The following is a 26,598-nucleotide window of genomic DNA, read 5'->3' on the forward strand; positions in this document are numbered from 1 at the left end:
AACATATACCAACATAGCCTTATAGAGCTGCATTTAACTTTATTTAAAGCTTCATGTATGAGTGTTATCTAATTATTCACTGGATTGTTGAATATGCAAGAATGCTCCTCATCTCTCTAACGTTTAACTTATTTTAAGTTAAACGTTAGAAAATTATAAAAATTAGTTGGATAGATTGTGTTAAATATTGTAAAATGAAATGGTACTAAAAAAACCAAATTGGTACCAAAGGTTCAGGGGGCGGATTATGAAGCAAAGAATAGTAACAGAAACAATTCATCAAATTCAAACGAAGGGGTTTACATTTACAATTAATGATTTAGCAAAACAATTAGCTGTCAGTAAGAGGACAATCTATGAGCACTTTTCTTCAAAAGATGAAATAGTGGATGAAGTTATTCGTAATGTAATAGAAAGTATTCAAGAAAAGGAAAAAAATATCGCTGAAGATGATATGTTACAAATAGTTGAAAAAATAAGACTCATCTTAATTTGCATTCCACAACAATTTACATTCATGGATGCACGTTTATTAGTAGAACTAAAAAAACATCATTATTACCAATGGTTAAAATTAGATCAGTTTTTACGTGAAGGGTGGTCTACTGTAATTAGTTTAATAGAAGAGGGAATGAGAGAAGGAAGCATAAGAAAAATTCAAATTCCGTTTTTTATTGAAGTCTACTTGGGGGCACTGAATCGCATATATGATCCTATGTTTATTGAAAAGAGTGATTATACATTGGGAAGTATGCTTGAATCGATTATGGATATGTTACTATACGGAATTTCTAATCCGAAATAGAAGGTGGGAGAATAATGCAGTGGATTTATTTATGCTTCGCAATTTTATTTGAGGTAGCAGGTACAACTGCAATGAAACTATCTGATGGATTAACGAAACTTGTACCAAGCATTCTTATTTTTGTATTTTATGTAGTAAGTTTTGCATTTCTGTCATTTGCATTAAAGGGGATGGAAATGTCCGTAGCATATGCGGTATGGTCAGGTATGGGAATTGTAACGATTACAACAATTGGTTTTATTTATTTTGGAGAAAGTATCAATATAATTAAGATACTAGCAATTCTTTTTATTTTAGTTGGAGTCGTAATATTAAATTTTAATAGTACGGCACATGAAGCGAAGAAAAAAGAAATGGTGGAGGAACGTATACATTGAATCGATTAAAGTATTTTTTCCTTATTACTGATTTTGGGTTTGTTGTATATTGGCTCATAACAATTTTTCATATGATTCCGCAAGAATATTTGTTTAAAGATTACCAAGATCCTATTTTAGTAGCATGGAACTGGTCTTTTTTACCCTTGGATTTGTTAATCTCGTTAACGGGATTTCTAAGTTTGTATTTACATTCTAAACAAAAACATATTTGGAGTCACTTTGCGTTCTTATCATTAATTTTAACTTTTTGTTCAGGATTACAAGCGCTAGCATTTTGGACAATCCGTTTAGATTTTGATATGTCTTGGTGGATACCTAATTTATATTTATTAGTTTACCCATGCTTATTTTTAAAAAGTGTGTGGAGAGAGTGTGGATCGTATGAGACTAACATGAGAAAAGAATTCATGGAAAGACAGGATCTTTAAGCACATTCGAATTCTAGATGCTACAGCATTTCAGATTCAAAATTAGTTTTTTCGCTAATCATACAGCAGAATTCAAAATAATTTTCGATATGAAGGTTAGTACGTTACTAGAATAAAATAAAAAAGCAATAAGAAAAAGCTTCCACTACTGTGGAAGCTTCTCTAAATGATGTGCAATATCAATATACATATTGGAGTAAACGGAATGGATTTCATTACTTGGCGTAGCGTTAGAAGAGAAGTGGACAATTACCATATTCGCTTTCGGATCGATGTAAAGTGTTTGTCCGTAACTACCTAACACTTCGAAAGCACCTTGTTCATTGTGCGGAATCCACCATTGATTATGATAAGAAATGGAAGCGCCAGGGCCAACTGCAAGTTCACCTTCTTGGACATTTTTTATATCTTCAGTAATAGAAGAAGGGAGAATTTGTTTTGCGTTATATTCCCCGTTGTTTAATAGTAATTGCCCGAATCTAGCCATATCTCTAGCAGTTGCATTTAAACCAGCACTAGCTTGTTCAACTTTTGTTTCATCTGTTACGTAATACGCGTTTTCTTCCATACCAATTTGAGACCATATGCGCTCGCTAACATTTTTAGCTAATGATTTACCTGTGATCGTTCGAATCACCCAAGCGAGTGTTTCTGCTGATCCGTTATCGTAAGAAAAATCGGAACCAGGCGGTGCAGTTTCTTCTGCTTCTCGTAACATATCATAAATTTTCATCGGGCCGTCGTAATTTTTATCTCGAGGTAAAATATTGCTCGCTAAGTATAATTGTGCATCTTGATTTTCTAACGCTGGATGTTCATATCCGTGAGTAGGATATTCTACAGAAACTTGCATATCCAATAATTGCTGAAGCGAGGCTTTACCAAACGGTGTATTTTTTAATTCTTTTATATATGTGTCAGCTGTTTTTTCTAAGTCAATACGGTTTTCTTCAGCGAGAGATTGTATAATTGCCCCGGTAAATACTTTTGCTAACGATGCCATACCATGAGGCTCACTTTCTTTATATCCATTGAAATAACGTTCATATACAAGTTGTCCATTATGTACAACGACGAAAGCATCCGTTTTGTTATCGTCTAAAAGTTTTTTTAGAGGAGTTGTATTTCCAAATCTACGCTCCACAGCAAAATCGTCTAAGTTTTGCAATGCAGTAGGGAAGTGGGAAATTTGATTAGGGTTATTATTTACCTCGTTAATTAAAGTGAATTCTTTCATATGCGTGTACGACCAGCGTAAGTACGGATCATCTAGCCAATTTTTTTTCGTCACGTTATTTTTCGATGGGATTGTTTTATTATGTTTGAAGTATGTAAAACCGAGCCCTGTAATTACAAATATGAATGTGATTATGAGTAAGAGTAGGGGAGATTTTTTAAGTTTCATATCGGTCCCTCCTTGTTTTTTCTATTATAAGTATACGCTTCAATTGAAAGAAATACAAAATAAGGAAAGTAAACGGGGAAGTTTACTTTCCTTATTCATGTTAAGCGGAAACTTTTCCGTCTGTATGTTGTTTCTTGAATTTTTGTTTTCGTCCGTGTAATCCATAATAAAGAAGTAAAGTGAACGCAACGATAATAGCTGCGATGAAATACATATTATGGTAACTTGATTGCGCTGCGACGATACCTAAAATGAATGATCCAAAACCGAGACCACTATCAAAGAATGAGAAGTACGTAGCTGTCGCAGAACCACGGCGATGGTTTGCTGCAGCAGAAATCGCAATCGTTTGGAAACTTGGAATTAATGTTCCATAACCTAAACCGATTAACATACCTGCGCCAAGGAACCAAAATGAAGTTTGCGCTTGGCTTAAAATGAACATACCAATTGTGAAAATAATGATAGCTGGGTAAACAAGTACATTTTCACCGAAGCGATCAAAAATCTTTCCTGTAAATGGACGAGAAATGACAACAACAAGTGCGTATAAAACAAAGAAGTAACTAGCAACTTCTCCTAAACCGAGCTCTTTCGCATAAATAGGAATAAAGGATAAAATACCACTATAAGAAAAGGCTAAAACAAATCCTGTCAGAGCAATCGGAATAGAAGCAGGTTCAAGTAAGTCTTTCCATTTCATTTTTTCTCGTTTTTGTTTGCTCACTGGTACTTCATGCGGAATATTTACAAGTAGTCCTAATAAAAATGCAAGCAATGAAAATACGGAACAAACGATAAATAGTACAGTGAATGAAAAATGAGAAATAATTGTTAAACCTAAAAAAGGACCAATTACCATTGGCAGACTCATAAATACGCCGAAATAGGCAAGCGCTTCGCCTCTTCTATGAGCTGGCGCAACATCTGTGACAATCGTACCAGTTGCAGTTGTTGCCATACCGAACCCAATACCATGTAAGAAGCGAAGGGCAAGTAATAAAAATAAACTTTGTGCACCGAAATACATAACGGTAGCAGCTAAAAATAATGAAAGTGAAATAAATAAAATTTTCTTTCTCCCTAATTCATCAAGCCATTTTCCTGTAAATGGTCTACATAAAACAGATGAAATAAGAAAAACAGTTGCAACTAAACCAATTTCCTCAGGTTTTCCTTTTAGGCCGTCTATTACATAGACGGGTAAAGTAGTCATAAGCATATAAAATGTTAAGAAGAGAAATAGACTACTAAAACAAGTTCCGAGGAAATCCTTCGTCCAAAGTTTTTCACTTTGCATCGTCATCCCTCCAATTTAATCTAAGTTTTTAATAATTTGTTGTAACACTTGAAATGCTTGATGTAAATCATCTTCGTTAATACCTTCTAGCGTCTTTTCTTCGAAAGTATCAACTTCTTCTTGCCATACCGGAATCATTTTTATCGCTGTTTCTGATAAAGAAATGAGCTTCTCACGGCGATCTTTTCCTTCAGTACGAATAATCCATCCCATCGTTTCCATACGTGTTAACGTACGAGTCATCGTTGGTGATTCAACATTTAAATACTGACATAATTCTGTTTGCGTACAAGAACCAGTTTGATTAATACGGAAAATTACAGCCCATTGCGCACTAAATAACCCAGTGGGAGATACGCGTTCATTAAATTTTTTCGTAAACTTGCGAGAAGTCTGGCTGACAATGTGAAAAAAATGTTGTTTTTCGTCCATGTATGTTGATCCTTTCAAATTAGTTACCTAGCTAACTATATACTTTTTTATTATAATTGTCTAGTAATAGACATGTTGATTTATGTAAAAATTTCGTATCGCTTTTTTGTTGAGAACATACATTCTGCATGTTATTCTTTAATTAAGTAAAGAATTTTCTTTCTATTAAAAAGAATGGGGGAACTTGTGATGATTAAGCCTGCAACAATGGAGTTTGTTTCACTATCGAACGGAGAAACGATTGCGTATCAGGAAGTTGGAAGGCAAAATGCAGAAATTCTTGTACTCATTCACGGAAACATGACATCGTCACAACATTGGGATTTAGTCATTGAAAAGCTGCAAGATCAATACCATATTTACGCTCTTGATTTAAGAGGATTTGGTCAATCAACATATAATAAAGCGATAGATTCAATACAAGATTTTGCAGAAGATGTAAAACTATTTATTGATCAATTAAAACTAGAGAAATTTTCATTAATGGGCTGGTCAATGGGCGGTGGTGTTGCGATGCAATTTACAGCGAATCATCCAACGTTTGTCGAAAAGTTAATTTTAGTAGAATCGGTGGGCATGAAGGGATATCCGATTTTTAAAAAAGATATAAACGGGCAGCCAATCGTATCAAGTTTAGTAAAGACGAAGGAAGAGGTTGCACAAGATCCTGTACAAATTGCTCCAGTGCTAGATGCGATAAAAAATATGAATAAATTATATTACCGAACAGTATGGAATCTATTAATATATACACATAATCAACCTGAACCAGATCGTTATGAAAAGTATTTAGACGATATGTTAACGCAACGTAATTTTGTAGATGTGAATTATGCGCTCATTACATTTAATATTTCGGATGAACATAACGGGGTTGTAGAGGGAAATAAGCAAATTCATCGTATTAAAGCTCCGACGCTTGTCATACAAGGTGACAGAGATTATGTCGTACCGCAAGTAGTGGGTGAGGAGTTAGCAAAACATTTGCCGAATGCTGAATTGCAATTATTAGAAGATTGCGGTCATTCACCGTTTATTGATTGTTTAGACGTATTTATAAAGCATGTAGAGGATTGGTTAGAACAGAAATAATCCCCGAAATGAAAGGTATTGCATATGCTATAACATTGTATGTAAAAGGGGAGATTATCTATGCATCATCCGCTCTTAATTGCGCATTCACCATATAATCATCATGTATATACAAAATTGATGATAGCTCCGCTGTATATGCAGATTTCACCAGCTGTAGTTCCGTTACAAGTGCAATATCCGCAACAACCAATCGTTAGCGCACAGCAACACGTATATGGAACTGCATTTTATAAAAATCCGTATTTCAAGCAATTCCATAACAATGTGAAAGCACAAGTTTGGGAAGGATAAGAAGCTAAAAGATTCATTCTTTTAGCTTCTTTTTTATTGCGAATATTCGTACACGCATTTGCAGAAACAGTTTATAATGAAAAGTGGAAAGCGTGAGAAGGAGAGGGAAAGGGAATGTCAATGCGTTTTACTTTTTGGATTATGGTTGGGATTGTAGCAATCTCGGGCTTATCACAAGGTATGCTTTTACCGGCCATTGCAATGATTTTTGAACAAGAAGGGGTTAGTTCAAGTATTAACGGTATTCATGCGACGGCACTATATATTGGGATATTAGTGATCTCGCCGTTTCTTGAAAAACCGATGCAAAAATTTGGAATGAAGCCAATTATTGTGATTGGTGGGTTTCTCGTTATTATTTCATTATTCTTTTTTACACAAACATTTTCGTTTTGGGTATGGTTTATCCTTAGATTTCTAGTTGGAGTCGGAGATCATATGCTTCATGTCGGAACACAAACATGGATTACGACAACATCGGATCCGAGTAAAATAGGTAGACAAGTATCGATATATGGTGTGTTCTTCGGAATTGGTTTTGCCGTCGGTCCGTATTTAGCAAGCACTGTGCAGTACGGTCTTGCAACGCCATTTATTATATCTACTATACTTTGTTTAATAGGTTGGCTGTTATTATTACCAACAAAAAATGCATTCCCGGCGCAAGATGAAAGAGAAGTGAAGAGTGAATCATCATTTTCTCGTTATAAACAAGTTGTTGGATTAGGATGGATTGCACTGCTGGGACCACTTGCATATGGTGTACTGGAAGCAATGTTAAACAGTAATTTACCAGTATACGCGCTTCGAAAAGGATGGTCCGTTTCAGAAGTATCCTTCTTATTACCAGCATTTGCAGTTGGGGGCATTATTACACAAATTCCGCTCGGTATATTAAGTGACAAATACGGAAGGGACCGTATTTTAACGTGGACGTTCAGCATAAGTACGGGTATTTTCTTACTTGCAGCCGTATTTGATCAATATTACTGGATCGTCTTTGCCTGCATGTTGTTAGCGGGTATGGTCATTGGATCGTGCTTTTCGTTAGGACTTGGATTTATGACAGATTTATTACCGAGACACTTATTGCCAGCAGGTAATATATTATCTGGAATCGCCTTTAGTTTAGGAAGTATACTGGGACCTGTATTAGGAGGCGTATTTATAGAAAAAATACAGTATACAAGCTTTTTTATTGCGGTTATGATTATAATAGGAATTCTCGCAATGTTATATATGATCTACATGAAGAATCAATTCGCATCAAGAAAAATAGAAAGTAGGTTAGGGCATGACAAAACAACCTAATAAAAAGAAATTTGAAGTACTCGAAAATGAAACAATTACAGACTGCTTAGCACGTATGGAACAAGAAGGTTACGCACCGTCTCGCCGCATGGAAGAGCCAATCTTTCATGAAGTGAAGAAAGACGGCAAAACAGTAGTGGAACCGTGCGGTAGGAAGATTGTTTTTGAAGGGAAATTGAAGTAATACAAATAGCAAATTCTCTTTATAGTATAGAGCCACCCAATTCAAATGAATTGGGTGGCTTGTTTTGTTACTGAGTAATGAAGGAATAGGTAGATTAGGAATTGAATAGAATGAATGGATATTTTCTAGAGAGGATGAAGTTAGTTGTTCGGGTATGGATTATAGAGCTAAAACTATAAGAAGCTAAAATTTTGCAAAGGGAAATAGGTAAATACGCCGAGTGCTGGTTAATCCGTACGTCATCAATTTTGTCATTTGGAAGAAAATAATAATATCATAAAGCATACTATAAATAGTTATATTTTTTTGTATAGAAAATGCGTAATCGTAACGTTAAATCTTCCTGGAAGAGCAGTTACACTAGCTTTGGATTTTTGTTAATTCAAAATTCAGTGTGCAAACGAGGTGGAGTTCAAAAATGGAAGCGAATCAAAATGAGCGAATTCTCTATGCAGTTTTTGAGAATGAAATGAAAAATGAATCTGTTTTGTTCTCACAAAATAATTCACACATCTAGTCATATAAAAAAACGCTATTGATTCCAATATCAATAGCATTTTTGTTTTTAATAAATATTTAGATCAAAATGAATTTCTGCTTGAATCGAACTAGTGAAATCAAGTATATCTTTTTGTAAATACATTGCGGGTGATTCGTTATTCTCAATTTGAATGACTACCATAAATAGAAATTCTAAATCATATTTTTTCTTAAGCTGTTTTAATGGTTCTGTTTTCTCTTCAAGTGATTTTAGAATAACATACAACTGATTATTTATATCGTATGATTCTTGATAGCCAGTGCTTAAAGCCCAATTAGTTTCTTTTCTATATAGGGTTTTGGTGGATACAAGATTCGGATTATCACGTCTTGCGACAATATCACCTTTTTTATAAGTTCTTGTAGGTTCGATATTTAGGGCGTCGGTAATTGCTTCAACAGGGAATATATCACCCGTTATACTAAAATAAGCCATAACTTTGGTTTTATCCAGAATGGTTCCTCCTCTATTGTTAAGATGTCACTCTTATTACATTATAAAAATTTAAGAATGTATTTGCTAGAAGGTAAATGTGTTTTTGATTGAAATTTGGTGTTGGGATATAAATGATAATGCTAGATATATACCTTTGTAGTAAGGGGGAATTATACAAAAGTAGGATGATTTCAAATGTATTTATTTGTATGATAAAAACAAAATGTTTTCAAAAAATTGGAATGTAGGGGAGAGGAATCATAATGATACAAAGCATATATGAAACGCATTTACATGTAAGAAATTTAGAAAAGGCGATAGATTTCTATCAAAATAAGTTAGGTTTAACATTAGCAAAAAAACTATCGAAAAGGCGGGGTGCTTTCTTATGGGTAGGAGAAAATAAAGAACAAATGCTTGGATTATGGGAAGTACATAGTAATGAAGATTTTGAGACGAAACACTTCGCCTTTCGTGTAGATGTAGCGTTTTTAAAGATTTCTAAATTATGGTTAGAAAATCGTGGAATAGAGGTAGTAGGGAGTCAGGGGAAAGGAAATGAAGAGCCAATTGTCCAAAGGTGGATGCCAGCTGCAAGCGTATATTTTCTAGATTGTGATGGAAATAAATTAGAGTTTATTTCTATGTTACATGATAATCCAGATGAATTAGAATATGCAACGTATTTAAGTGAATGGGAAGCGGAGCACCAAGAAGAATAAAGTGAAACTTTAATCAGTAGGAGTTTTATAGCTTTGTATTATGTTAAATAGATAGAGACAAAAAAATCCCTCAAGAAAAGACATGTTCTTGAAGGATTTTTTTATTGTTTGTAACTTATTAACGATCTTCACGTTTAGATATTTCAGCGCGTTGAATATAACCATCAGAGAAGCTGAAATAAAGAGAATAGCTTCCTCGATTATATATAAAGCCTTCGCTAGTCATATCCTCTCCGATTAAATCGGGCTCACCAAACCACTCTTTTAATTCATCGATAGAAATATCCATTTTCACCCATATATATCTAGCGTCCCAAGGGTACATATCAATATTATAATCGCCGTATACCGCTATATTAGGTGCATCACATTCTGTACATGGTGCTTTTTTCAAAACATCAGGCACTCCATATTCTTTTTTTACATCAGATAGATCTTTACCCAATGAATTTAATGTAAATGGACCAAACGTCCCATTCTCTAAAGCTGTTGTTAACATTTGTTTCAGTTCTTCTTTTGAATTGATGTTGAAATTATAATCTCTGTTTTTTGCTATTGCATTATAGAAAAATTGTGCATACTGCTCACGCTTCACAAATGTATTTCCGTTAAAATTACCTGCTTCGTCACCTTGTGCTATACGGTTACTACGCAGTGTATTTACAGCTTCATAAGCCCAATGACCTTTTGGTACGTCTTTAAATTTCCCTTGTTCTTTTGATTCTAAATGAAATGCTTTTTGTAATATTACTGCCATCTCATATCGAGTTAATACATCATCTGGACGGAATGTACCTGTTCCATCACCTGTCATAATTCCAGCTTGCGCAATGGCTTTAATATCTTTTTCAAACATATGATTTGCAATATCACTAAACATATTTCCTTGTTTATCGTCTACTTTTAAACCTAAATGTCGATTGACTAAAGAAGCTACCTGTCCTCTAGTGATGTTGTCCCCAAAACCAAATTTGCCATTTCCATATCCCTTATAAATCCCTGCTGCCGCTAAGTAATCAATAGCATCTTTTGACCAGTGGTCTTTCGGTACATCTGTAAATACAATGTTCTCATTGGCAGCTATCTTATAGCTATTCGTAGTTGTTTGTGCATTAGCTGTGCCTACCACCGTTGTAGTTGCTAGTGCTGCGGTGATTACGAATCCGAAAAATTTTTTAGCTTTGCTTGTTTTCTTGCCCATTTGCGCAAGCCTCCCCAGTTTCATTTAACTTTATTAAATATACTCATTACGATGCATGCATTTAATACAACTAAATGCATGCATCGTAATTGTAACATGTAAGTTATAATTATTTGTCATTTATTTCCGTAATGTGGATGGAATTTTGATAATATAACCAAAAATGTGGATAATTGATATTCAGCGTTATTTAATGATGATACATACAGTTAAAATGTTCTGTTTTCCATTCTACGATAGAAAACAGAACGTATATTTGGTATAATCGAAATATACTATATGAAACGATGTACATGAGTTTGACATGTATGTATTAAGGTACGTACTACATAACAATAACTACGCTTTATACAAATCAATCGTTAGAAAGGAAAAGAAGTAATGAATCAAATTTCATTTGAAGATTTATTTGAAGAAGAAAACGTGAAAGAAAAGGTGGAGGTAGCTGAAATACCAGTACCTTTATCACCATTGCAAAGAGATATATTGGAATTAATGGATTCTGAAGAAATAAGTGCACTTGAGCTGTGTGAACAATTAATACGAGCTGGAAAAATATCAGATGAAAGATTCACAACGAATAAGCCGAAAGCATATGGAGAAGTATGCTTACTATTAGAAGGATTTGTTAAAGAAGGAAAGCTTATTTTTGTCAAAAGTGATGAGAAAAGAGATAGGGTTTATAAATTGAATGAAGAAATGTTTAAAGGATAAGGTGTGCAGGGGGAATTCATTCATTTTTCTCATTAAAAAAGGGTGTCAATCTTACTTAGATTGACACCCTTTTAATCATCTAACACCTTACATATTTACGCTTGAAACCAAGTCTTCCTCTATCAAGTTCTTTCTGAATACTTTCTGCAGCATTTAGCAAACTGCTTTTTTTATTATCACGTTTTACTTCAACTATACCAACTTCTTTTGCAATCTCGACTGCCTTTTCATGTAGTGGCACGTATGAAATTGCTACCGTGTTTAGAAAATTATTCATAGCGGATTTAGTTCGTTCTGGCGAATCATGGATTGTCTTTTTCACCATTTCAAGCATATCGGAAATTTTGCTTTCAGAAAACTCATCGTCTTTGCGATTTCCTAAAAGCCAGCAGTAGCAACTCCAGCCTGCAGACATTTGTAGCTCGTCCCCACTTGCAATCCATTTATCAGCAACATCTTGTGCAATATTTGATTCTGATAAAGTGACTGCGACCACATAATCAGACAACATATAAAAATACGCTCCGTCTATCCATCGATCAAAATCAGACTCACTCATAGCTTTCGGGTCCGCAATAATGCCTGCAAAATACATAGCATCGTAGTTGCCTGTGGCATAAAGTTCTTCTGCTAACTCTTGGTTTATTTTTATTTTTTTTGCGATTGGTTTCATAGCACCTGTAGCTACGCCGAAAACTGGCTCGTGCGCACCGTTAGATATGTATATTTTTTTCGTTCTTTCTTTGCCTAGGGACTCAAGCTCTTGCATAACTGTTTTAAAATCCAAAGTTGTGCACTTCCTTTCTTCATGTAAAAACCATTTTAATTGCGAACAACTAGCCTATATTTTTTATCATGTTTTCCATACTTTCTAATTTTAAATCTTATGTGAGCAGGATGTCTACTTTCTATAATTTGTCGATAGTACAGATAGTGATTTTGAAAGTCTAGATTTTTAGGATGAAAAACTACTGATTAAAGTTTCACTGTATCTTTGGCTCTTTCTCGGTATTATTATGTTATTATTTGGTAAGAGGATAAATGTAAAGTGAAACATGTGAGGTTGGTTATAAATGATAAAGAAATTTACTAGAGTAGTATTAACTGTAGTTATGCCAATTAGTATGATTGTGGGGTGTGGAAATACTGAAAAAACTGAAGAAAAAGAACCGAAAGCGATACAATCAGAGAAAAAGGACTATACGGATTACTCGTATGGAAGCAAAGATATAGTAGTAAGCGGAAAAGCGAAAGAACGTCAACAATACGAGGTTGGATATATGGATGATAATAAGTTAATTGGGATTGATGAAAATATTGAGGACTGTATCGTTTTAGATAACAAGGATGAAGCAGGTCTTGTTTGGAAACAAATAGAGCGTGGATCGATTATTGAAGTACAATATGGTAAGGACCGTAATGATATCGTAGGCGTACAATTAGTAGGAGATCGTGAGCCATACGAAATTAGTGATAAGTTTGATCGAAATACGATAAACGAGATTGTCGAAAACGTTAAAGGGAATTTGTAATAGAAGCTAAAATGAAAAAATATTTAAATTTACTATTAATAAAGTCGATTCCTTATGGAGATAAGAAATCGACTTTATTAATTATCTTTTTTGTAAGTTGCCTTTCCAAAAATTATAGCTATTATCAATAACTTCTTTTAATTTGAAATAGTTTTCCCAAGTATCTTTTACGTGGTAGAGAGTTTCTTCGTCTATAAAATCGTAAGAATGTAAAAATGTTAATATTTTTAAAGAGAACAAGTACAAAGAAACAGGATTTATTTAATAGATACTTGATAGTTATGAAAAATTATAAAGATCCTTCTTGTTGAAGAAAATCAGTAAAAGGTATCCGAATCTATTTTTGAGAAGTAGTGGTGTGTAAGGGAAGAAGTGCTTTTGACGGCGATTGCAATTGGTTATAAAATAATGTCTGTTAAGGGATTTTCTAGAAACTATCATTCGCCTGCTGGGGATAAAATGAAAAGGCGGAATAACCATATTTTTATACATAGTAGATTCATAGTCTTTCACGAATGAGAAAATAAAGGGAGGTTGAGATATTTACACGAACAGTGTAGGTATCGATTACAGCAATGAATATGAAAAAACGAGTAATCGCACTATCAACAAGTCTAGTAATTTTAGGGAGTGCACCTTTATCAATATCAGCAGAAGAGATAAATAAATCTCATACTGACCAGCTTAGTATTGCACAAGGAGAGCGTAGAACGAACGTATTACGTTATTCTAATTTCAATCTAGAAACTCCAGATCACATGCAAATTAATGAAGCAGAAGTATCAGAGAACGAGGAAATTCTTCTAGAAGAATATAAACATAAACATGATGAAACAGAAGAGTTACATAAAATGAAAGAAGCGAAAAAAGGTCAAGTAGCAGAAGATGAAGCTATTTCAAACATTGAAAAGGCATTTGAACATGTAGACGGACGAAATGATGGCTCTACTCGTGAAATGAAGCCAGTTGAAAAGCCAAAAGCTATTCAGTATAGTGCATCGGTGACTACAAAGAAATATGGAACACTTGCAGGTGTCCCGTTTGTAGAGTGGATTGTTCCAGCTGGAAATCCTGATATTCGCCCTGCAAATCCGATGAAAGCACGGTACATTACAATTCATGAGACTGCAAACACAGCTCGTGGTGCAAATGCTGAAAATCATGCGAAATATTTGTATAAACAAGCAACGGAAGGTACGTTCCGAACAGCTTCTTGGCATTTTACTGTAGATGATAAACAAATTTATCAACACTTACCAACAAACGAAAACGGTTGGCATGCAGGTGATGGCGATGGTTCCGGAAATAGAGAATCAATCGGTATCGAGATTGCGGTTAACCAAGATGGAGATTACAATAAAGCGCTAGAGAATGCAAAACGACTTGCAGGTTATTTAATGAACAAAGAAGGTATTAGTGCGGACCACATTTATAGGCATCAACAATGGAGCGGGAAAAACTGTCCTGATATTTTAATTTCTCGTGGGAATTGGACTGGCTTCGTACAAGGTATTCAATGGTATGCAAATGTTAACGCACAAATTGATTCGCCTTTACAAGAAAGAAATGAGCTATTTGATTCAAATGAATATAATCCAGCTGAACCTAATATGGAGCTTGTAGTGAATGGTGATGGTATAAACGTACGTAGTGGTTCGGGACTTGAGCATCATATCGTTCGTAAAGCTTCAAACGGAGATCGTTACAAAGTGTTAGCAGTTAAAAATGGTTGGTATAAAGTAGGTAACGATGAGTGGATTTTCTATAACCCAAGTTGGATTAAGATAAACTATAATGTGCCACATAAAGAAGTACAAAAACCAAAAGATGATATTACAGGTGGATGGTTTGAAGGGAACATTCGTAAGCTGAACAGCCTAGGAATTATGAACGGTGAAGGAAATGGTGTATTTGCGCCTTATCGTAATGTTACGAGAGCTGAGTTTGCAACATTAATCTCAAATGCTCTCAAGCTACCGGAAGGAAATAAGTCATTTGTAGATATTAACAAAGCGCATCCATCACTTCATAGCGGTATTAAACGTAGTGCAAGTGCGGGAATTATTAACGGTCGTGGCGGCGGGATTTTTGATCCTAATGCATCTATCACACGTGAAGAAGCATCGATCATGATTGACAACGCATTACAGTATAACGGTGTTACAGGTGAATTAGTTGCATTGCCATTTAGGGATAAACATTTGATCACATATAAACAGCCTGTTCAACGATTATATAGCTTAAAAGTAGTTACTGGTGTTGGAAATAATGAGTTTAATCCTAAAGGGACAGCAAATCGTGGTGAAGCAGCTGCCTTTTTAGTGAAGATGTTAGATGCAAGTCAAAAATAGAAAGAATGGTAAAGGAGCTATCCAACATGAAAAATTGGAACAGCTCTTTTTTTTAGCTCCTATGAAGCCCCTTCCAAGCCCCTTCCATGCCCCTTATAAGCACCTACCAAGTAATAAATCACTAAGAAAAAACAAAACAAAACAAAAACAACTACAAGAACAAAAAAGCGCGAAAAAATAAAACCGGCGTTGTAGTAGTTAAAAAAATTTGGAATTCAAATGCCAAAACAAACCCTTTATTCCTATATGTATATTGAAGGATTGAATTCTGCCTTTTTAAAAATAAAAGGAGGAGGAAAACATATGGCTGTGTACCGTAATGTGCAGGTGAACTTTTGGCAAGATGAATTCATATTAGATTTAACGCCAGAGGAGCGTTATTTTTACATATATTTGTTAACTAGTACGAAAACGAAGCAATGTGGAATTTACGTATTACCGAAGCGTGTGGCAGAACTTGAAACAGGCTACAATATGGAGACTGTTGAGAAGTTATTAAATAGGTTTGTTGAATACGGAAAGATTTTATACGATGCGGAAACGAAAGAGTTATATATAATAAATTGGCTACACTATAATCCTATTTTAAATACGAATGTAGAAAAATGTGTGTTACGTGAGTTAAAGGCTGTTAAAAATAAAGAATTTATACATATGTTTTTACGTACATGTCTGGAAGAAGAATGGAAGATTCCATTGTTATTGCAGTATTTTGGTATGCCAGAGGAAGAGGATACTAGTAGTTTACAAGAAGTTGTTGAAGAAATAGAAGATATGGAAGTGGAAGAGGATACTCAACATAGTGAAGTTTACAAATTTTACGAACAAAATATAAGTAGTTTATCCCCATATGTCGTGAAGGAATTGAAGAAGTGGATACGAAAAGTTTCAGGAGAAAGAGTATTAGAGGCACTTAAAATTGCATTTGAACAGAATAAGCGAACGTTTGCTTATGTGAAGGGGATTTTGAGGAATTGGTGTAGCGAATATGTTGGAGAGAAGTGTGTAATGGGTAGTTTAGAGAGAAGGAGAAGTGTTTTGAGTAGTGTGTTTTAATTTACATTAATTTAATATAGAATGTATGTTCGTTTTGGTGAGTTTTATGCTATACTACCATTAAATAAGGGTGTTTTCATAATAGATAAAAAGATGCGGGGGAACAAAGTTTGACTACAAATACAGCTCAGCTGTTTCAATATATTCATATGACAGAAGAACAGGAACAATTATCACTGCTATATTTACAAACAAAAGAAGAAGAGATTTTGAAAGATATTCAATTAACGACACTTCGAGATCAAAGAAGAGGCGATTTTGCTGAGCGATTTATAAATGATTTTAGAAAAGTGCATAAGCAAGATCCAGCTTTCTTACGATTATTCTATTATTTATTAGGGGAGCAGTTGTTAAATGTTCTTATAATAAGGTTTAAATATGTGGATTTTTCTAATATGAAGGTTTATTTAGAAAAAAGTACACTTCCATTGGATCAACTTGTAGTAATTGCATGTAAATATTTAACTAATATCTCTAGTTATGTGAATGAGGCGTATAGTTTTCTAAAAGAGTTGACAAAAGAGGATCCGAACTATATAGAGAGACAATTACATACTTTACTCAATAAGCAACAACTATCACTACTTCTCGTAATGTTTGAAGTAGATTATGAGAGGTTCCATACGTATAGCTCTTTATTGGAAGAGAGATTAAAAGAACATGCTGAATTTATTTTGAATTTGAATGGGGAAAAAGAAAAGATTGAAGCAACTGAAAGATATATAAAAGGTGAAAGTGATAGGGAATTATTTTTAGGTGGAAATTTACCGGACTATATTTGGCGACTGTTATTTCATGTTCATAAGTATTCAAACGTTGCGAGGCGATATGTGGAAATATTAGCAAAGAAAAACGTGTGGGGGTTTATGAATTATGCTACGCGCTATATGTGTCATGCTCTTGGCCAGCCTCAAAACTACAAAAGAACAGGTAGTGTAAATAAGAAAACGTATGAAGAAATTCAAAGTTTTTGTAAACAGTTTTGGATAGCTGAGGAAAGGTTTTTTGCGCACCGCCTAAGGCAACATAATTTGAATAGTGAAGACTTTTGTAAGACGTATGAATATGAATTGCTTTGCTTCATGTTGGAAGAAAATCCGGAATTTGTTCAACGCACTTTGCAATATGTAAGTAAAATGAATTATCTTATTATCGCGCGAACGTTAGCTGAAAAAGGACATGAGCTAAATAGAGGAAAAATGCGAGAAGAATTTTTTGTTGCTGCTTTGCAAATTAAATTGTCTACAATACGTGATACATATTGTAATTATTTACTAGGGAAAGTGTCACTTGAGGATATGAAGCACATACTTAAAAGTCCGAAATATAGAAGTATGTATTGGGGTATGCCGGTGTTAGAGGTTGCACTCCTTTGGGATATAGATGATGTAGCAAAAAGGGAAGCTGTACTTACACTACAATTCGGAGATGAATATAGTGTTAATTTATACGAACTTCTTTACGAATGCTCTGTCAGAGGGATAGAACCGAAACAAGTATTAGAAGAACTTCTTTCGTATGGGTTAAGTAAGGAAAAGTTGATTGCCTATGCAGTTGAACAAGCTGCATGCTACAGTGAAGAGAGAAATGAGGCGAAGGAAGCGCTTGTTCATGTCATTGTAAAAGAACAAGCGTACATAATTGAACGGTTTGATGAGTATTCTGCTGTTGCCAAAGCATATATTTTAGAAGTGTTAGCAAAGGATAATATGATTAAAATGCGTCCCATTTTAATTAAAACTTTAGGGGATTCATCTAAAAAAATGCGTGAGTCTGTAGTTAAACTTCTTTCAAGAGATGTAGAAGCTGCAGAGGATGTAGCGCTGGAACTTCATAATAAAAAGAAAATTGTTCGTGAAAATGTGATGAAACTGCTTATAGAGTATAAGATTGAAAAATATACAGAACTTGTACAGGAAGCTTTGCAAGATAAGAAGAATGCCTCTTTTGTTGAGAAGTTTGCTCCGTTACTTGAAACGGAGAGAAACTCAGAAAGTATAGAAGAACTTTGTGGACGTATCGTAACGGAACAAAAAAGAAATTCACTTATGCAATTGATTGGGGATGAACCACAAATCCGTCTTCGTCATTCTAATGAAATTGCCGATGCTACAATTCCATTAGCTTATTTGCAGCAGTACATTTCAGATTCTGTTATCGAGAAGAAAGAGGCAGCTGAAGCGATTGGGAGTACTTTAAATGAACAGGACTTGAAAGAATGTGTGCAAGAAATATATCAAACATGGATTTCTCAAGATGCAGATGTGAAGAAACGCGGTATTCTTTCGTTATATGGAATATATAGTGATGACAAAATGGTCGGTATACTGAAAAAGCAAATTGATGAATGGGTGCTCGATATGCGAGGGAAAATTGCAGCTGATGCTGTTCGGGCTTTAGGCTTGTCCTCATCTAAGCTTGCACTTATGTCTATTCATGCAATGGCCTTTAAATATAAACATAAACAAGTGCGTAATGCGGCAAAAGAAGCACTAAGTCTCGCTGCAAAAACACGTGGTATAACGGAAGAGGAGCTGGAAGATCAACTGGTACCAAATCTTGGTTTCAATATACGTGGTGAGAAAGAGATTGATTTTGGGAATAGATGTTTTACGGCCATATTAACTGCAGAGTCAAAAATTGAATTAGAGACAGAAGAAGGGAAACGTATGAAGTCACTTCCAAAGCCGAATGCAAAAGATGATATAGAAAAAGCTGAATTAGCTAAGAGAGAGGTATCCACTTTAAAGAAAGAGCTTCGAAGTGCTCTTTCCATGCAGAAACAACGTTTGGAAGCTGCTCTATCAAGAAAGCGCTATTGGTCATATTACTCCTGGAAGTCGGTATTTCTAGAGAATCCAATTATGAAGCAATTTGTAACTTCACTTATTTGGGGTGAATATACAGAAGGGAAGTTACTGAAAATGTTCCGTTATGCGGAGGATGGTACGTTTTATTCAATGATAGGAGAGAATCATGAATTTTCGTCTGGAACCGTGATTGGTTTCATTCATCCGTTAGAATTATCCGAAACGGAAAAGGAAATGTGGAAAGAGCAACTGGAACATTCGAAAATTGTCCAGCCATTTCTACAAATTGAACGTCCTGTGTTTGTAGTAGAGGAAGATGATAAGGTTACTGTTGAGAGATTTGGTGGTATTTTATTGAATGGTCGCTCGTTATTCGGTAAGATGACGAAACTTGGATGGATTCGCGGATCAGTTCAAGATGGCGGTGTGTATTATACGTTTTATAAAGAAGATACTCGCACTGGATTAGGGGCACAACTGTCATTTAGCGGAGCACCAGTTGGCTATGAAGACGAAGAAGATATATGTGTGTATGACATTGAATTTTATAAAGCAGGTACAGTGAATCGTGGTTCATATGAATACGATGAAATTGATGATGAAAGACGCATTGTGCCAAAAGAAGTAGATAAGTATTTCTTTAGTGAAATATTATATGATGTACAATTAGCGACCGATTCAAATCTTGGTCATAATGAAAGCTGGCGTAACAAACGATAAAAATTCCCCTTCATTTGTAGGAAAATGAAGGGGTTTTTCAGCTTTTCTAAAAGGTTCTTCCGTAAATAAAAGCGAATAGTTTGAGGAAGGAGGGGGTTATATGGAAGTTGTTATAAAAAAGAAACGAACTCGTGGTAAGAGAATTTTTATTTGGTCTAGTAGTATCGTCCTTTTGTTAGTTATATGTACAGCGATTTTTTTGAACATATATACGCTTAGATCTGTGCCAAAGATAGATGGAACGATAAAGCTAGAGGATTTACAACGTGCTGTTACGATAAAGCGAGATAGTAAAGGTGTACCGCATATTAAAGCGGAAAACGCACATGATTTATATTTTTCGCAAGGGTATGTACAAGCACAAGATCGGTTATTTCAAATGGATTTAAGTAGAAGGCAAGCTTCTGGGATGTTAAGCGAAGTTGTTGGGGAAGCAGCTATTGATCGAGATAAGTTGTTTCGAACGCTCGGTTTACGGCGAGCAGCCGAAGCGTCTGTTAATCAATATGATGGAGAAGCGAAATATGCTCTGCAGTCATTTGCTGATGGGGTGAATGCCTTTATACGCGAGGCAAAAGAGGAAAAGAAATTGCCAGTTGAGTTTACTATATTAGGCTATGAACCTGCTGAATGGTCCATTGTGGATACGTTAACGATTGGAAAGTATATGGCGTTTGATTTAGGGGGACATTGGCACGGACAGGCATTTCGATATTGGGCGCTGAAAAATCTGCCGAAAGAGCAAGCAAATGAGTTATTTCCTACATATCCGAAAGATGCGCCTAGATTGCTAGCTGAACTAAAAAATACAAATGTAGACGTAGCACAAAGTTTTGCAAAAACGATTATTCCGCCAGAGTTTAATGGTAGTAATAACTGGGTCATAAGCGGTGAGAAGAGTGCGTCTGGTAAGCCGATGTTAGCGGATGATCCTCATTTATCTCTTGCCACGCCTTCTATTTGGTATCAATCAAAACTTGAAATGAAAGATTTGAATGTGAGTGGCGTTATTTTCGCTGGAGTACCAGGTGTTATATTAGGGCACAATGACAAAATAGCATGGGGCGTTACGAATACCGGTCCTGATGTACAAGATTTATATATTGAAAAGCGAAATCCTAATAATGAAAACGAATTTCTATATAACGATAAATGGGAAAAAGCGACTGTTCTGGATGAATCTATTAAAGTAAAAGGCGGAAAGACAATACCGTATAATGTTACGGTTACGAGGCACGGTCCAGTCATTTCAGAGTTTGCGGATAAAGGGAAAGAGAAAACGAAAACAGTATTTGCTTTAAAGTGGACTGCTTTGGAGCCTTCCGCTGAATTAAAGGCTGTATTAAATATGAATCAGGCGAAAGACTGGAATGAGTTTGAAACGGCTCTTCAAGATTTTCATACACCAACTCAAAACTTTGTATTTGCATCAAATGATGGCACAATTGCTTATAAAGCAAATGGAAATATACCAGTGCGTAAAAAAGGTGATGGTAGTCTACCAGTGCCAGGATGGACAGATGAATATGAATGGGAAGGGTATATCCCATATGATCAACTTCCAAAAGTAATCAATCCAAAACAAGGGTTTATTTCTACTGCGAATAATAAAATTGTTGATGATCATTATCCGTACCATATTAGTAATACGTGGGCACAGCCATATAGGCAAATGCGTATTCAAGAGTTTTTACAAGAGAAGGAAAAGTATACGGTGAAAGATTTAGAAGAGTTACAGATGGATCAAAAAAATTTATATGGGAAAGAGTTTGCTCCTATATTTTTAAAAGAGTTAAATAAAGCATCTTTAAATGAAGTAGAGAAAGAGGGCGTAAAACAATTAACGAAGTGGAATTTTTACGATAGTAAAGATGAATCGGCACCGTTAATATTCCATCTATTAATGAAAGAGATTTCAAATACGTTATTTTCAAAAGAAATACCGAAAGATGTGATGGAGTTATTTGAAGGAAAGGCACAAGTTGTTGATGAATTAATTCGAAAAGAAGTAGCAGGAGAGAAGAGCGCTTGGTTTATGAAGTACGGAGGCTTCACAAAAGTTGTGCATACATCGTACGAGAATGTAATGAAGAAATTACAGAAGGAATATGGACCAGATGTTACGGAGTGGAAGTGGGGCGATTACCATCAACTTGCTTTTACACATCCAATCTCCAAATCATCTAGTATGTTAGCATTACTTGCATTTAATCGCGAAAAACCAGTTCCAATTGGTGGAAGCCAAGTTACTGTTCAAGCAGCGAGCTACGGCGATAACGGTATCGTCAATCACGGAGCTTCTTGGCGATTCGTCATTGATACGAAAGATATGTCAAACGGTTATCATATTGTAGGGCCAGGACAATCAGGACATTTTAGAAGTGATTGGTATCATGATCAAATAGATGATTGGGTAAATGGCACGTATCATACGACTACATTGAATACGGAGGGGATAGAGGGAAAAGTGTTAAATTTAGAGCCGAAGTGATCATATTTCCACTGATGAAAAATGTTAAATTAGAACATAACCCAGTCCTTAAATAATTTTAAAAGCCTACTATCAGTTAAATTGATAGTAGGCTTTTGTATTTTAGAGAATAAGATTAAATAATTTTATTATTCCAAAACAGTAAGTGTTTTAACATTTACTTATACGATAAGGAGCTTTATTTACTCTGTTACAAAGCAAACCACACAAAGCATTCTTTTTCTTTGTTGCTCATTTTTATACACCGCAAAACATTTTGTTATTCAATAATTCCAATTTCTAGAGCCTTTTGAACAGCTTCTTCTTTGTTACGGACTCCCAGCTTTGTATAAGCAGTGGAAGCATAATTTCTGACCGTACCACTCGATAAATATAATCTGGATGCTATGGTAGTGTATCGAAGTCCTTTTGCTACTAGTTTCAATATTTCTATCTCCCTAGCTGTTAGCTCATAAGCGATTGCTTTTGATTGTGATGTCTCTTTTGGCTCATCAAACTTCTCAAATATTTTGTGAGACATCCCCTGATCAATCAGTGTCCCACCTTTGTGAATAAGTCGGATCGTATTAGCTAGCTCCAACGTTTCAATAGATTTGAGTAAAAAACCATCCGCACCGTTGCGAAGTGATTCCAACGCCTGTTTGGTATCCTGAAACGTTGTGAAAATCAATACGCGGATATGTGGCCATTGTTGCTTAATCTTTTTGGTTGCTTCGACTCCATCCATGTGCTGCATATCTAAATCCATAAGTATAACATGAGGTTGAAGGCGTCCACACAAATCGATGGCTTGATTGCCATCCTCAGCCAAACCGACTACATTTAAATCTTCATATCTATCGAGTAGTGTCTTCAAACTTTCCCGGACAAATGGCTGATCGTCTACAATTAATAAACGAATAAGTCCATCTTTTATTTCAGTTTGTCGCGGTATGGTACAAGTAACAAGCATTCCTTCCTCTGGTTTTGTATATACGGACAAATGACCTTGCAAGTTCATTGCCCGTTCTTTCATCGCATTCATACCGAAGCCTTCTTGCCATTCTACATTTCCTTTTCCATTATCTTGAACTTCTAACCTCGTATATTGTTCGTCAAATTGCAATGAAACTATAATTTCAGTCCCCTGACCATGACGTACTGCATTCGTAAGGGACTCTTGTAAGCAACGAATGAATGCGATCTTCGCTTGCCGAGATAGTTGATATTCCTCTCCGAATGTCCTAAAACTTACATTAACCTGAGCGTGCTCTTGAAATTCGGCTCCAAGATTTTGGAGAGATTGAATTAAGGAAGGCGATTGACACGGAGAATCCATTTGATGTAGGTAACCTCTCACGTCCTCGATGCTTTTCCGTCCCATTTCAAGCAGAGAATCTAGCCTCTGTATCCCCATTTCAGTAGCAAGTTCGGTACGCAACGTTTCCATCCCCATAATAATAGAAGTATAAGCGTGACCAACTGTATCATGAAGCTCGCTCGACAGTCTGTTCCGTTCCTCGGCCAGTGTAATACGTTCAATCTGAGACATATATTGCTCAAGTACCGCGTTTTGTTTACGAATCGCTTCATTTTGCTTATGATTGACGATTAATAAATGGAAAGCAAAGCCCATTACGTAAGCAAGTCCATAGTAGGTAACCATAATCCAATAGTTATTACTTGGCGCAACCGCATAGAAAATTCCAGTTGTTATAAAAACTGTTATTGGAGCTGTCCAATAATAGGATAAATGTTTACTATTCGCAGCAATTAGAAACACCGATATAAGAAATGTGTTGTAAGCTTCCGGAAATAATGAGGTTAAATATATACATAGTCCACCATATAGCAGTATGTCTGTGAACAAATAATATTTATAATTGAATAGTAAGGCTACCCATGGAACAGAGAAAGCAATAATTTCCCAAAGAATAATAATCCAAAGTGGCAATGTTAAACTATCCTGAAAATCTAATGTGGTTATGGCGATAGAGACACTAACAAGTATACGGACTCCTAACATAATCCAATCGTACCAAAACCAATACTTAACCATATCTAACAAGTTATTTACCCCCTAAGTAGCCTACCTTTTTACTTCCTATATTATAAATTAATCCTTCATACATTGTTATACTTTTTAATTTTACGCTGCAATCCTCTCACAGAGGACAAACTTCTATCGATTTAGTTGCCGAATCATGCTACGTGTATAGCCTCCAATTCTCTTTGTTAAACAATCTACTATTCTAATACTTATGGCGGTAAATACTATACCCATAAACATTACAAAGAGTGACTTAGCAAAAGTATCTATTTGTATGAATATAATATTCATTTCGATGTATTGATACAGTAGTGGTGCCAACAGCAACATAAGTGGCATTACATAAAAAATGATTGCACTAATGAGACTGAAAATGCCAATCACTAATTTCTGCATTAACCAAAAGACAGCAGACCAAGTGTGACGATCTGTAAGCACTAATTTCACTTGAGCCCAGTTCGATGTATCCATTGTTATACTTCTATCGTAAGAGTCTGTTGAAATATCTGTATAAATTTTTGTCTGTATGCGCTCGAATTGGACAAAGGGTGTGGTAGTCTGTAGTACGCGTATAACTAGTGGAATCCCAACTACCGTAAATGAAAGGGTGAAGCTAAATAGCAGAGCTATTAGATAAAAACAAAAATAAAACAATCCTGTAACGAAAGTTAGCAATAAAAAATAACCATTCTGGATGAATCTTGATTTCATAAAGTTCTCGCTCCTATCTATGTAATAACCGAATTGTACTGCTTTTTTTGTCATTCTCACTAGTGTAAAAATGTCATATGATATTTTTAAATGATGCAAAAAAGGGGAGAGTAACCTACTTCTAGTTAAAAAAGGTGCTTATATGAATCTCCATAAAACAATCCCGTTCTTACATCTGCAAGAACGGGATTGTTTTATACTTTTATTTAATATGAGATGGACTTGTTTTTCGAATGTGAAAAATAATATCAAATTGCTCAAGCAATGACTTATTAAAGTATGCCGAGTCGTTCGGTAAGAGTCGTGCCCCTATACTTAGTAATGGTCGTTTTGCTTTAACCCATTTATCTGCTGGTCCTTTAAGGTGACGGTTATCCAATAAAAACATTTTATATGGTACTTTTCCTAGGGTATAATTGAAACTATTTATATCTTGTGGAATCGGATTCGTTATAATCTTATCTCCGGTGTCATTGTATAAGGTGAAATTTCCCTCCGTAGTTGTACTACCAATTGTGACATAATTATTGTCTAAACGTTCCTTCAAAAATTGCCCCGCAACATAAGGGTATAATTCCTCATCGATAATTCCTTTAGCTATATGAATATTGTGTCCCCATACCATCGTTTTACCACCTAATGTCTCTTGTGCCCACATTGCATGATCGGTCAAGTATTGCTCATGCAGCTTTAACATACTTGGATAGTCGTTAGGAATTAGCATTGTGGTAAATTTCTCTATTGCAATTGCCGTTGCTTTCGCCCAGATGTACTCGGATGAAACTATTTCTGTGTTGGCTTGCCCATTCTCATCTTTTAGTAATCGAGCTACTCTCTCAGCGTTTGCTTTGAACTTTTCTTTTATTTCAGGAGCAAGGTCCATATATTCCTTTGTACTTCCATGAAAAGCCGACAATTCTTTATAATTTTCTTCTACTTCTGCCAACAAATCTGGTCGATGCAGTTTTACATAATCAATTACTTTATTAAAACAACCTTGGTCCAACTCCTTTAAGTCGAGCCCGATAAATTGGATCTTTTTTGTATTGGATGGATTAGCATTATAATCTTTCATCCACTCAATCATGGCTAAAATTTCATCAGTAGGATATAACAAGTTTAAAAAATCCCTAGGGTTTCCTTTTCCTGTTTGGATATATTCATTTAGCTTTAAGCCATTTCCCCAATCTTCTTCCATTGTGAAATTTGTAAAACCCATCTCAGTAACCAAATATTTCACAAGGCGAAACTTCATAGTGAAAATTTCAGAGCTTCCATGAGTATTCTCTCCTAATCCTACATATTGTGCGTTCCCAATCATTTTCTTAAGTGGTTTTAAATCCTCAAATGATTTTGATGGGTCTATCGTTTTTAACGGGTAAGCCTGTGATTGTATTGATTTAACTATATTTTTTTGGATTGATTGACCTGAATTTTCGACTGCTACTGTTTGAGCGTTTCCTACTTCCACACATCCTGTGACTAATAAAGCTGTACTAACCATTGCAATGATTCTTTTCTTATTCATTTTCTCCACCTCAATTGAATTATTTGTAAAAGCAAGATTGATTCATGTACTTGCACGAATCAATTGCCTTAATTCAATTGTTAGCTAGCTCATATCATATTTTCTAGTTACATATTGTCATAAGGT

General features: G+C 35.2%; 24 protein-coding genes. 15 read left to right on the forward strand and 9 right to left on the reverse strand.

What is annotated here, in order from left to right:
* Positions 1 to 247: 247 nt before the first annotated feature.
* The 3 genes from ACTFRS_RS01990 to ACTFRS_RS02000 are packed head-to-tail and all read left to right on the forward strand — an operon-like array spanning position 248 to position 1,613.
* Complete coding sequence (locus ACTFRS_RS01990) at positions 248 to 805, forward strand: TetR/AcrR family transcriptional regulator (RefSeq protein ID WP_139866128.1); 558 nt, start codon at positions 248 to 250, stop codon at positions 803 to 805.
* Positions 806 to 819: 14 nt separating this feature from the next.
* Positions 820 to 1,182: a DMT family transporter gene (locus ACTFRS_RS01995; protein ID WP_001198602.1), complete on the forward strand. Its 363-nt coding sequence runs from the start codon at positions 820 to 822 to the stop codon at positions 1,180 to 1,182.
* Positions 1,179 to 1,613 (forward strand): YvaD family protein, encoded by a 435-nt coding sequence (locus ACTFRS_RS02000; RefSeq protein ID WP_139866127.1) that lies wholly within the window; start codon positions 1,179 to 1,181, stop codon positions 1,611 to 1,613. The genes ACTFRS_RS01995 and ACTFRS_RS02000 overlap by 4 nt, the downstream gene beginning before the upstream one ends.
* Positions 1,614 to 1,758: 145 nt before the next feature.
* Here ACTFRS_RS02000 and ACTFRS_RS02005 read toward each other — a convergent pair whose 3' ends face one another.
* The 3 genes from ACTFRS_RS02005 to ACTFRS_RS02015 all read right to left on the reverse strand — a co-directional run bounded on the left by ACTFRS_RS02005 (position 1,759) and on the right by ACTFRS_RS02015 (position 4,750).
* Positions 1,759 to 3,018: a serine hydrolase domain-containing protein gene (locus ACTFRS_RS02005; RefSeq protein ID WP_139866126.1), complete on the reverse strand. Its 1,260-nt coding sequence runs from the start codon at positions 3,016 to 3,018 to the stop codon at positions 1,759 to 1,761.
* A gap of 100 nt (positions 3,019 to 3,118) precedes the next feature.
* A complete protein-coding gene (locus ACTFRS_RS02010) occupies positions 3,119 to 4,318 on the reverse strand; it encodes an MFS transporter (RefSeq protein WP_087954899.1) in 1,200 nt (399 codons plus the stop codon).
* Between the two features lie 15 nt (positions 4,319 to 4,333).
* Positions 4,334 to 4,750, reverse strand: a complete 417-nt coding sequence (locus ACTFRS_RS02015) for a MarR family winged helix-turn-helix transcriptional regulator (RefSeq protein ID WP_000343680.1) — start codon at positions 4,748 to 4,750, stop codon at positions 4,334 to 4,336.
* Positions 4,751 to 4,924: 174 nt separating this feature from the next.
* Between ACTFRS_RS02015 and phaZ the strand changes: the two genes are divergently transcribed.
* The 4 genes from phaZ to ACTFRS_RS02035 all read left to right on the forward strand — a co-directional run bounded on the left by phaZ (position 4,925) and on the right by ACTFRS_RS02035 (position 7,631).
* Positions 4,925 to 5,842 carry an intracellular short-chain-length polyhydroxyalkanoate depolymerase gene (phaZ, locus tag ACTFRS_RS02020; RefSeq protein WP_139866125.1) on the forward strand — a complete coding sequence of 306 codons (918 nt, stop codon included), beginning with the start codon at positions 4,925 to 4,927 and terminating at the stop codon, positions 5,840 to 5,842.
* Between the two features lie 60 nt (positions 5,843 to 5,902).
* Positions 5,903 to 6,136, forward strand: coding sequence for a hypothetical protein (locus tag ACTFRS_RS02025; protein ID WP_139866124.1), 234 nt, complete (start codon positions 5,903 to 5,905; stop codon positions 6,134 to 6,136).
* Positions 6,137 to 6,250: 114 nt separating this feature from the next.
* On the forward strand, positions 6,251 to 7,447 hold the full coding sequence (locus tag ACTFRS_RS02030) for an MFS transporter (protein WP_139866123.1): 1,197 nt from the start codon (positions 6,251 to 6,253) through the stop codon (positions 7,445 to 7,447).
* Positions 7,431 to 7,631, forward strand: a complete 201-nt coding sequence (locus tag ACTFRS_RS02035; protein ID WP_000166303.1) for an NETI motif-containing protein — start codon at positions 7,431 to 7,433, stop codon at positions 7,629 to 7,631. Before ACTFRS_RS02030 ends, ACTFRS_RS02035 begins: the two co-directional genes overlap by 17 nt.
* Before the next feature lie 565 nt (positions 7,632 to 8,196).
* Here the strand turns inward: ACTFRS_RS02035 and ACTFRS_RS02040 are convergent.
* Positions 8,197 to 8,607: a DUF4279 domain-containing protein gene (locus ACTFRS_RS02040; RefSeq protein WP_242293955.1), complete on the reverse strand. Its 411-nt coding sequence runs from the start codon at positions 8,605 to 8,607 to the stop codon at positions 8,197 to 8,199.
* A gap of 263 nt (positions 8,608 to 8,870) precedes the next feature.
* Between ACTFRS_RS02040 and ACTFRS_RS02045 the strand changes: the two genes are divergently transcribed.
* Positions 8,871 to 9,329: a VOC family protein gene (locus tag ACTFRS_RS02045; protein WP_242293956.1), complete on the forward strand. Its 459-nt coding sequence runs from the start codon at positions 8,871 to 8,873 to the stop codon at positions 9,327 to 9,329.
* Between the two features lie 118 nt (positions 9,330 to 9,447).
* Here the strand turns inward: ACTFRS_RS02045 and ACTFRS_RS02050 are convergent, their stop codons facing one another.
* The gene (locus ACTFRS_RS02050; RefSeq protein WP_242293957.1) at positions 9,448 to 10,530 is read right to left on the reverse strand and encodes an S-layer homology domain-containing protein; all 1,083 of its coding nucleotides are present in this window, start codon (positions 10,528 to 10,530) and stop codon (positions 9,448 to 9,450) included.
* A gap of 381 nt (positions 10,531 to 10,911) precedes the next feature.
* On the opposite strand from ACTFRS_RS02050, the gene ACTFRS_RS02055 reads away from it, so the two are divergent.
* Positions 10,912 to 11,244, forward strand: coding sequence for a DUF3895 domain-containing protein (locus ACTFRS_RS02055; protein ID WP_048555417.1), 333 nt, complete (start codon positions 10,912 to 10,914; stop codon positions 11,242 to 11,244).
* Between the two features lie 79 nt (positions 11,245 to 11,323).
* Here ACTFRS_RS02055 and ACTFRS_RS02060 read toward each other — a convergent pair whose 3' ends face one another.
* Positions 11,324 to 12,031, reverse strand: a complete 708-nt coding sequence (locus tag ACTFRS_RS02060; protein WP_242293958.1) for a DNA alkylation repair protein — start codon at positions 12,029 to 12,031, stop codon at positions 11,324 to 11,326.
* A 286-nt stretch (positions 12,032 to 12,317) separates the two neighbouring features.
* Between ACTFRS_RS02060 and ACTFRS_RS02065 the strand changes: the two genes are divergently transcribed.
* From ACTFRS_RS02065 to ACTFRS_RS02090, 6 genes are all read left to right on the forward strand, one after another.
* The gene (locus ACTFRS_RS02065) at positions 12,318 to 12,776 is read left to right on the forward strand and encodes a hypothetical protein (RefSeq protein ID WP_242293959.1); all 459 of its coding nucleotides are present in this window, start codon (positions 12,318 to 12,320) and stop codon (positions 12,774 to 12,776) included.
* A 575-nt stretch (positions 12,777 to 13,351) separates the two neighbouring features.
* On the forward strand, positions 13,352 to 15,127 hold the full coding sequence (locus tag ACTFRS_RS02070) for an S-layer homology domain-containing protein (protein ID WP_242293960.1): 1,776 nt from the start codon (positions 13,352 to 13,354) through the stop codon (positions 15,125 to 15,127).
* Positions 15,111 to 15,308, forward strand: a complete 198-nt coding sequence (locus ACTFRS_RS02075) for a hypothetical protein (RefSeq protein WP_242293961.1) — start codon at positions 15,111 to 15,113, stop codon at positions 15,306 to 15,308. Before ACTFRS_RS02070 ends, ACTFRS_RS02075 begins: the two co-directional genes overlap by 17 nt.
* Positions 15,309 to 15,430: 122 nt before the next feature.
* Positions 15,431 to 16,183 (forward strand): DnaD domain-containing protein, encoded by a 753-nt coding sequence (locus ACTFRS_RS02080; protein ID WP_242293962.1) that lies wholly within the window; start codon positions 15,431 to 15,433, stop codon positions 16,181 to 16,183.
* A 110-nt stretch (positions 16,184 to 16,293) separates the two neighbouring features.
* Entirely contained in the window at positions 16,294 to 19,713 is a 3,420-nt protein-coding gene (locus ACTFRS_RS02085) for a DUF4132 domain-containing protein (protein WP_242293963.1), read from the forward strand.
* Positions 19,714 to 19,813: 100 nt separating this feature from the next.
* Positions 19,814 to 22,204, forward strand: coding sequence for a penicillin acylase family protein (locus ACTFRS_RS02090; RefSeq protein ID WP_242293964.1), 2,391 nt, complete (start codon positions 19,814 to 19,816; stop codon positions 22,202 to 22,204).
* A 259-nt stretch (positions 22,205 to 22,463) separates the two neighbouring features.
* Here ACTFRS_RS02090 and ACTFRS_RS02095 read toward each other — a convergent pair whose 3' ends face one another.
* The 3 genes from ACTFRS_RS02095 to ACTFRS_RS02105 all read right to left on the reverse strand — a co-directional run bounded on the left by ACTFRS_RS02095 (position 22,464) and on the right by ACTFRS_RS02105 (position 26,472).
* The gene (locus ACTFRS_RS02095) at positions 22,464 to 24,251 is read right to left on the reverse strand and encodes a helix-turn-helix transcriptional regulator (RefSeq protein WP_139866116.1); all 1,788 of its coding nucleotides are present in this window, start codon (positions 24,249 to 24,251) and stop codon (positions 22,464 to 22,466) included.
* A 114-nt stretch (positions 24,252 to 24,365) separates the two neighbouring features.
* Entirely contained in the window at positions 24,366 to 24,944 is a 579-nt protein-coding gene (locus tag ACTFRS_RS02100; RefSeq protein ID WP_242293966.1) for a sensor domain-containing protein, read from the reverse strand.
* A 202-nt stretch (positions 24,945 to 25,146) separates the two neighbouring features.
* The gene (locus ACTFRS_RS02105) at positions 25,147 to 26,472 is read right to left on the reverse strand and encodes an erythromycin esterase family protein (RefSeq protein ID WP_242293967.1); all 1,326 of its coding nucleotides are present in this window, start codon (positions 26,470 to 26,472) and stop codon (positions 25,147 to 25,149) included.
* Positions 26,473 to 26,598: the final 126 nt, after the last annotated feature.

The sequence above is a fragment of the Bacillus cereus group sp. MYBK139-1 genome, from assembly GCF_051916915.1.
Classification (GTDB): Bacteria; Bacillota; Bacilli; order Bacillales; family Bacillaceae_G; genus Bacillus_A; species Bacillus_A pacificus.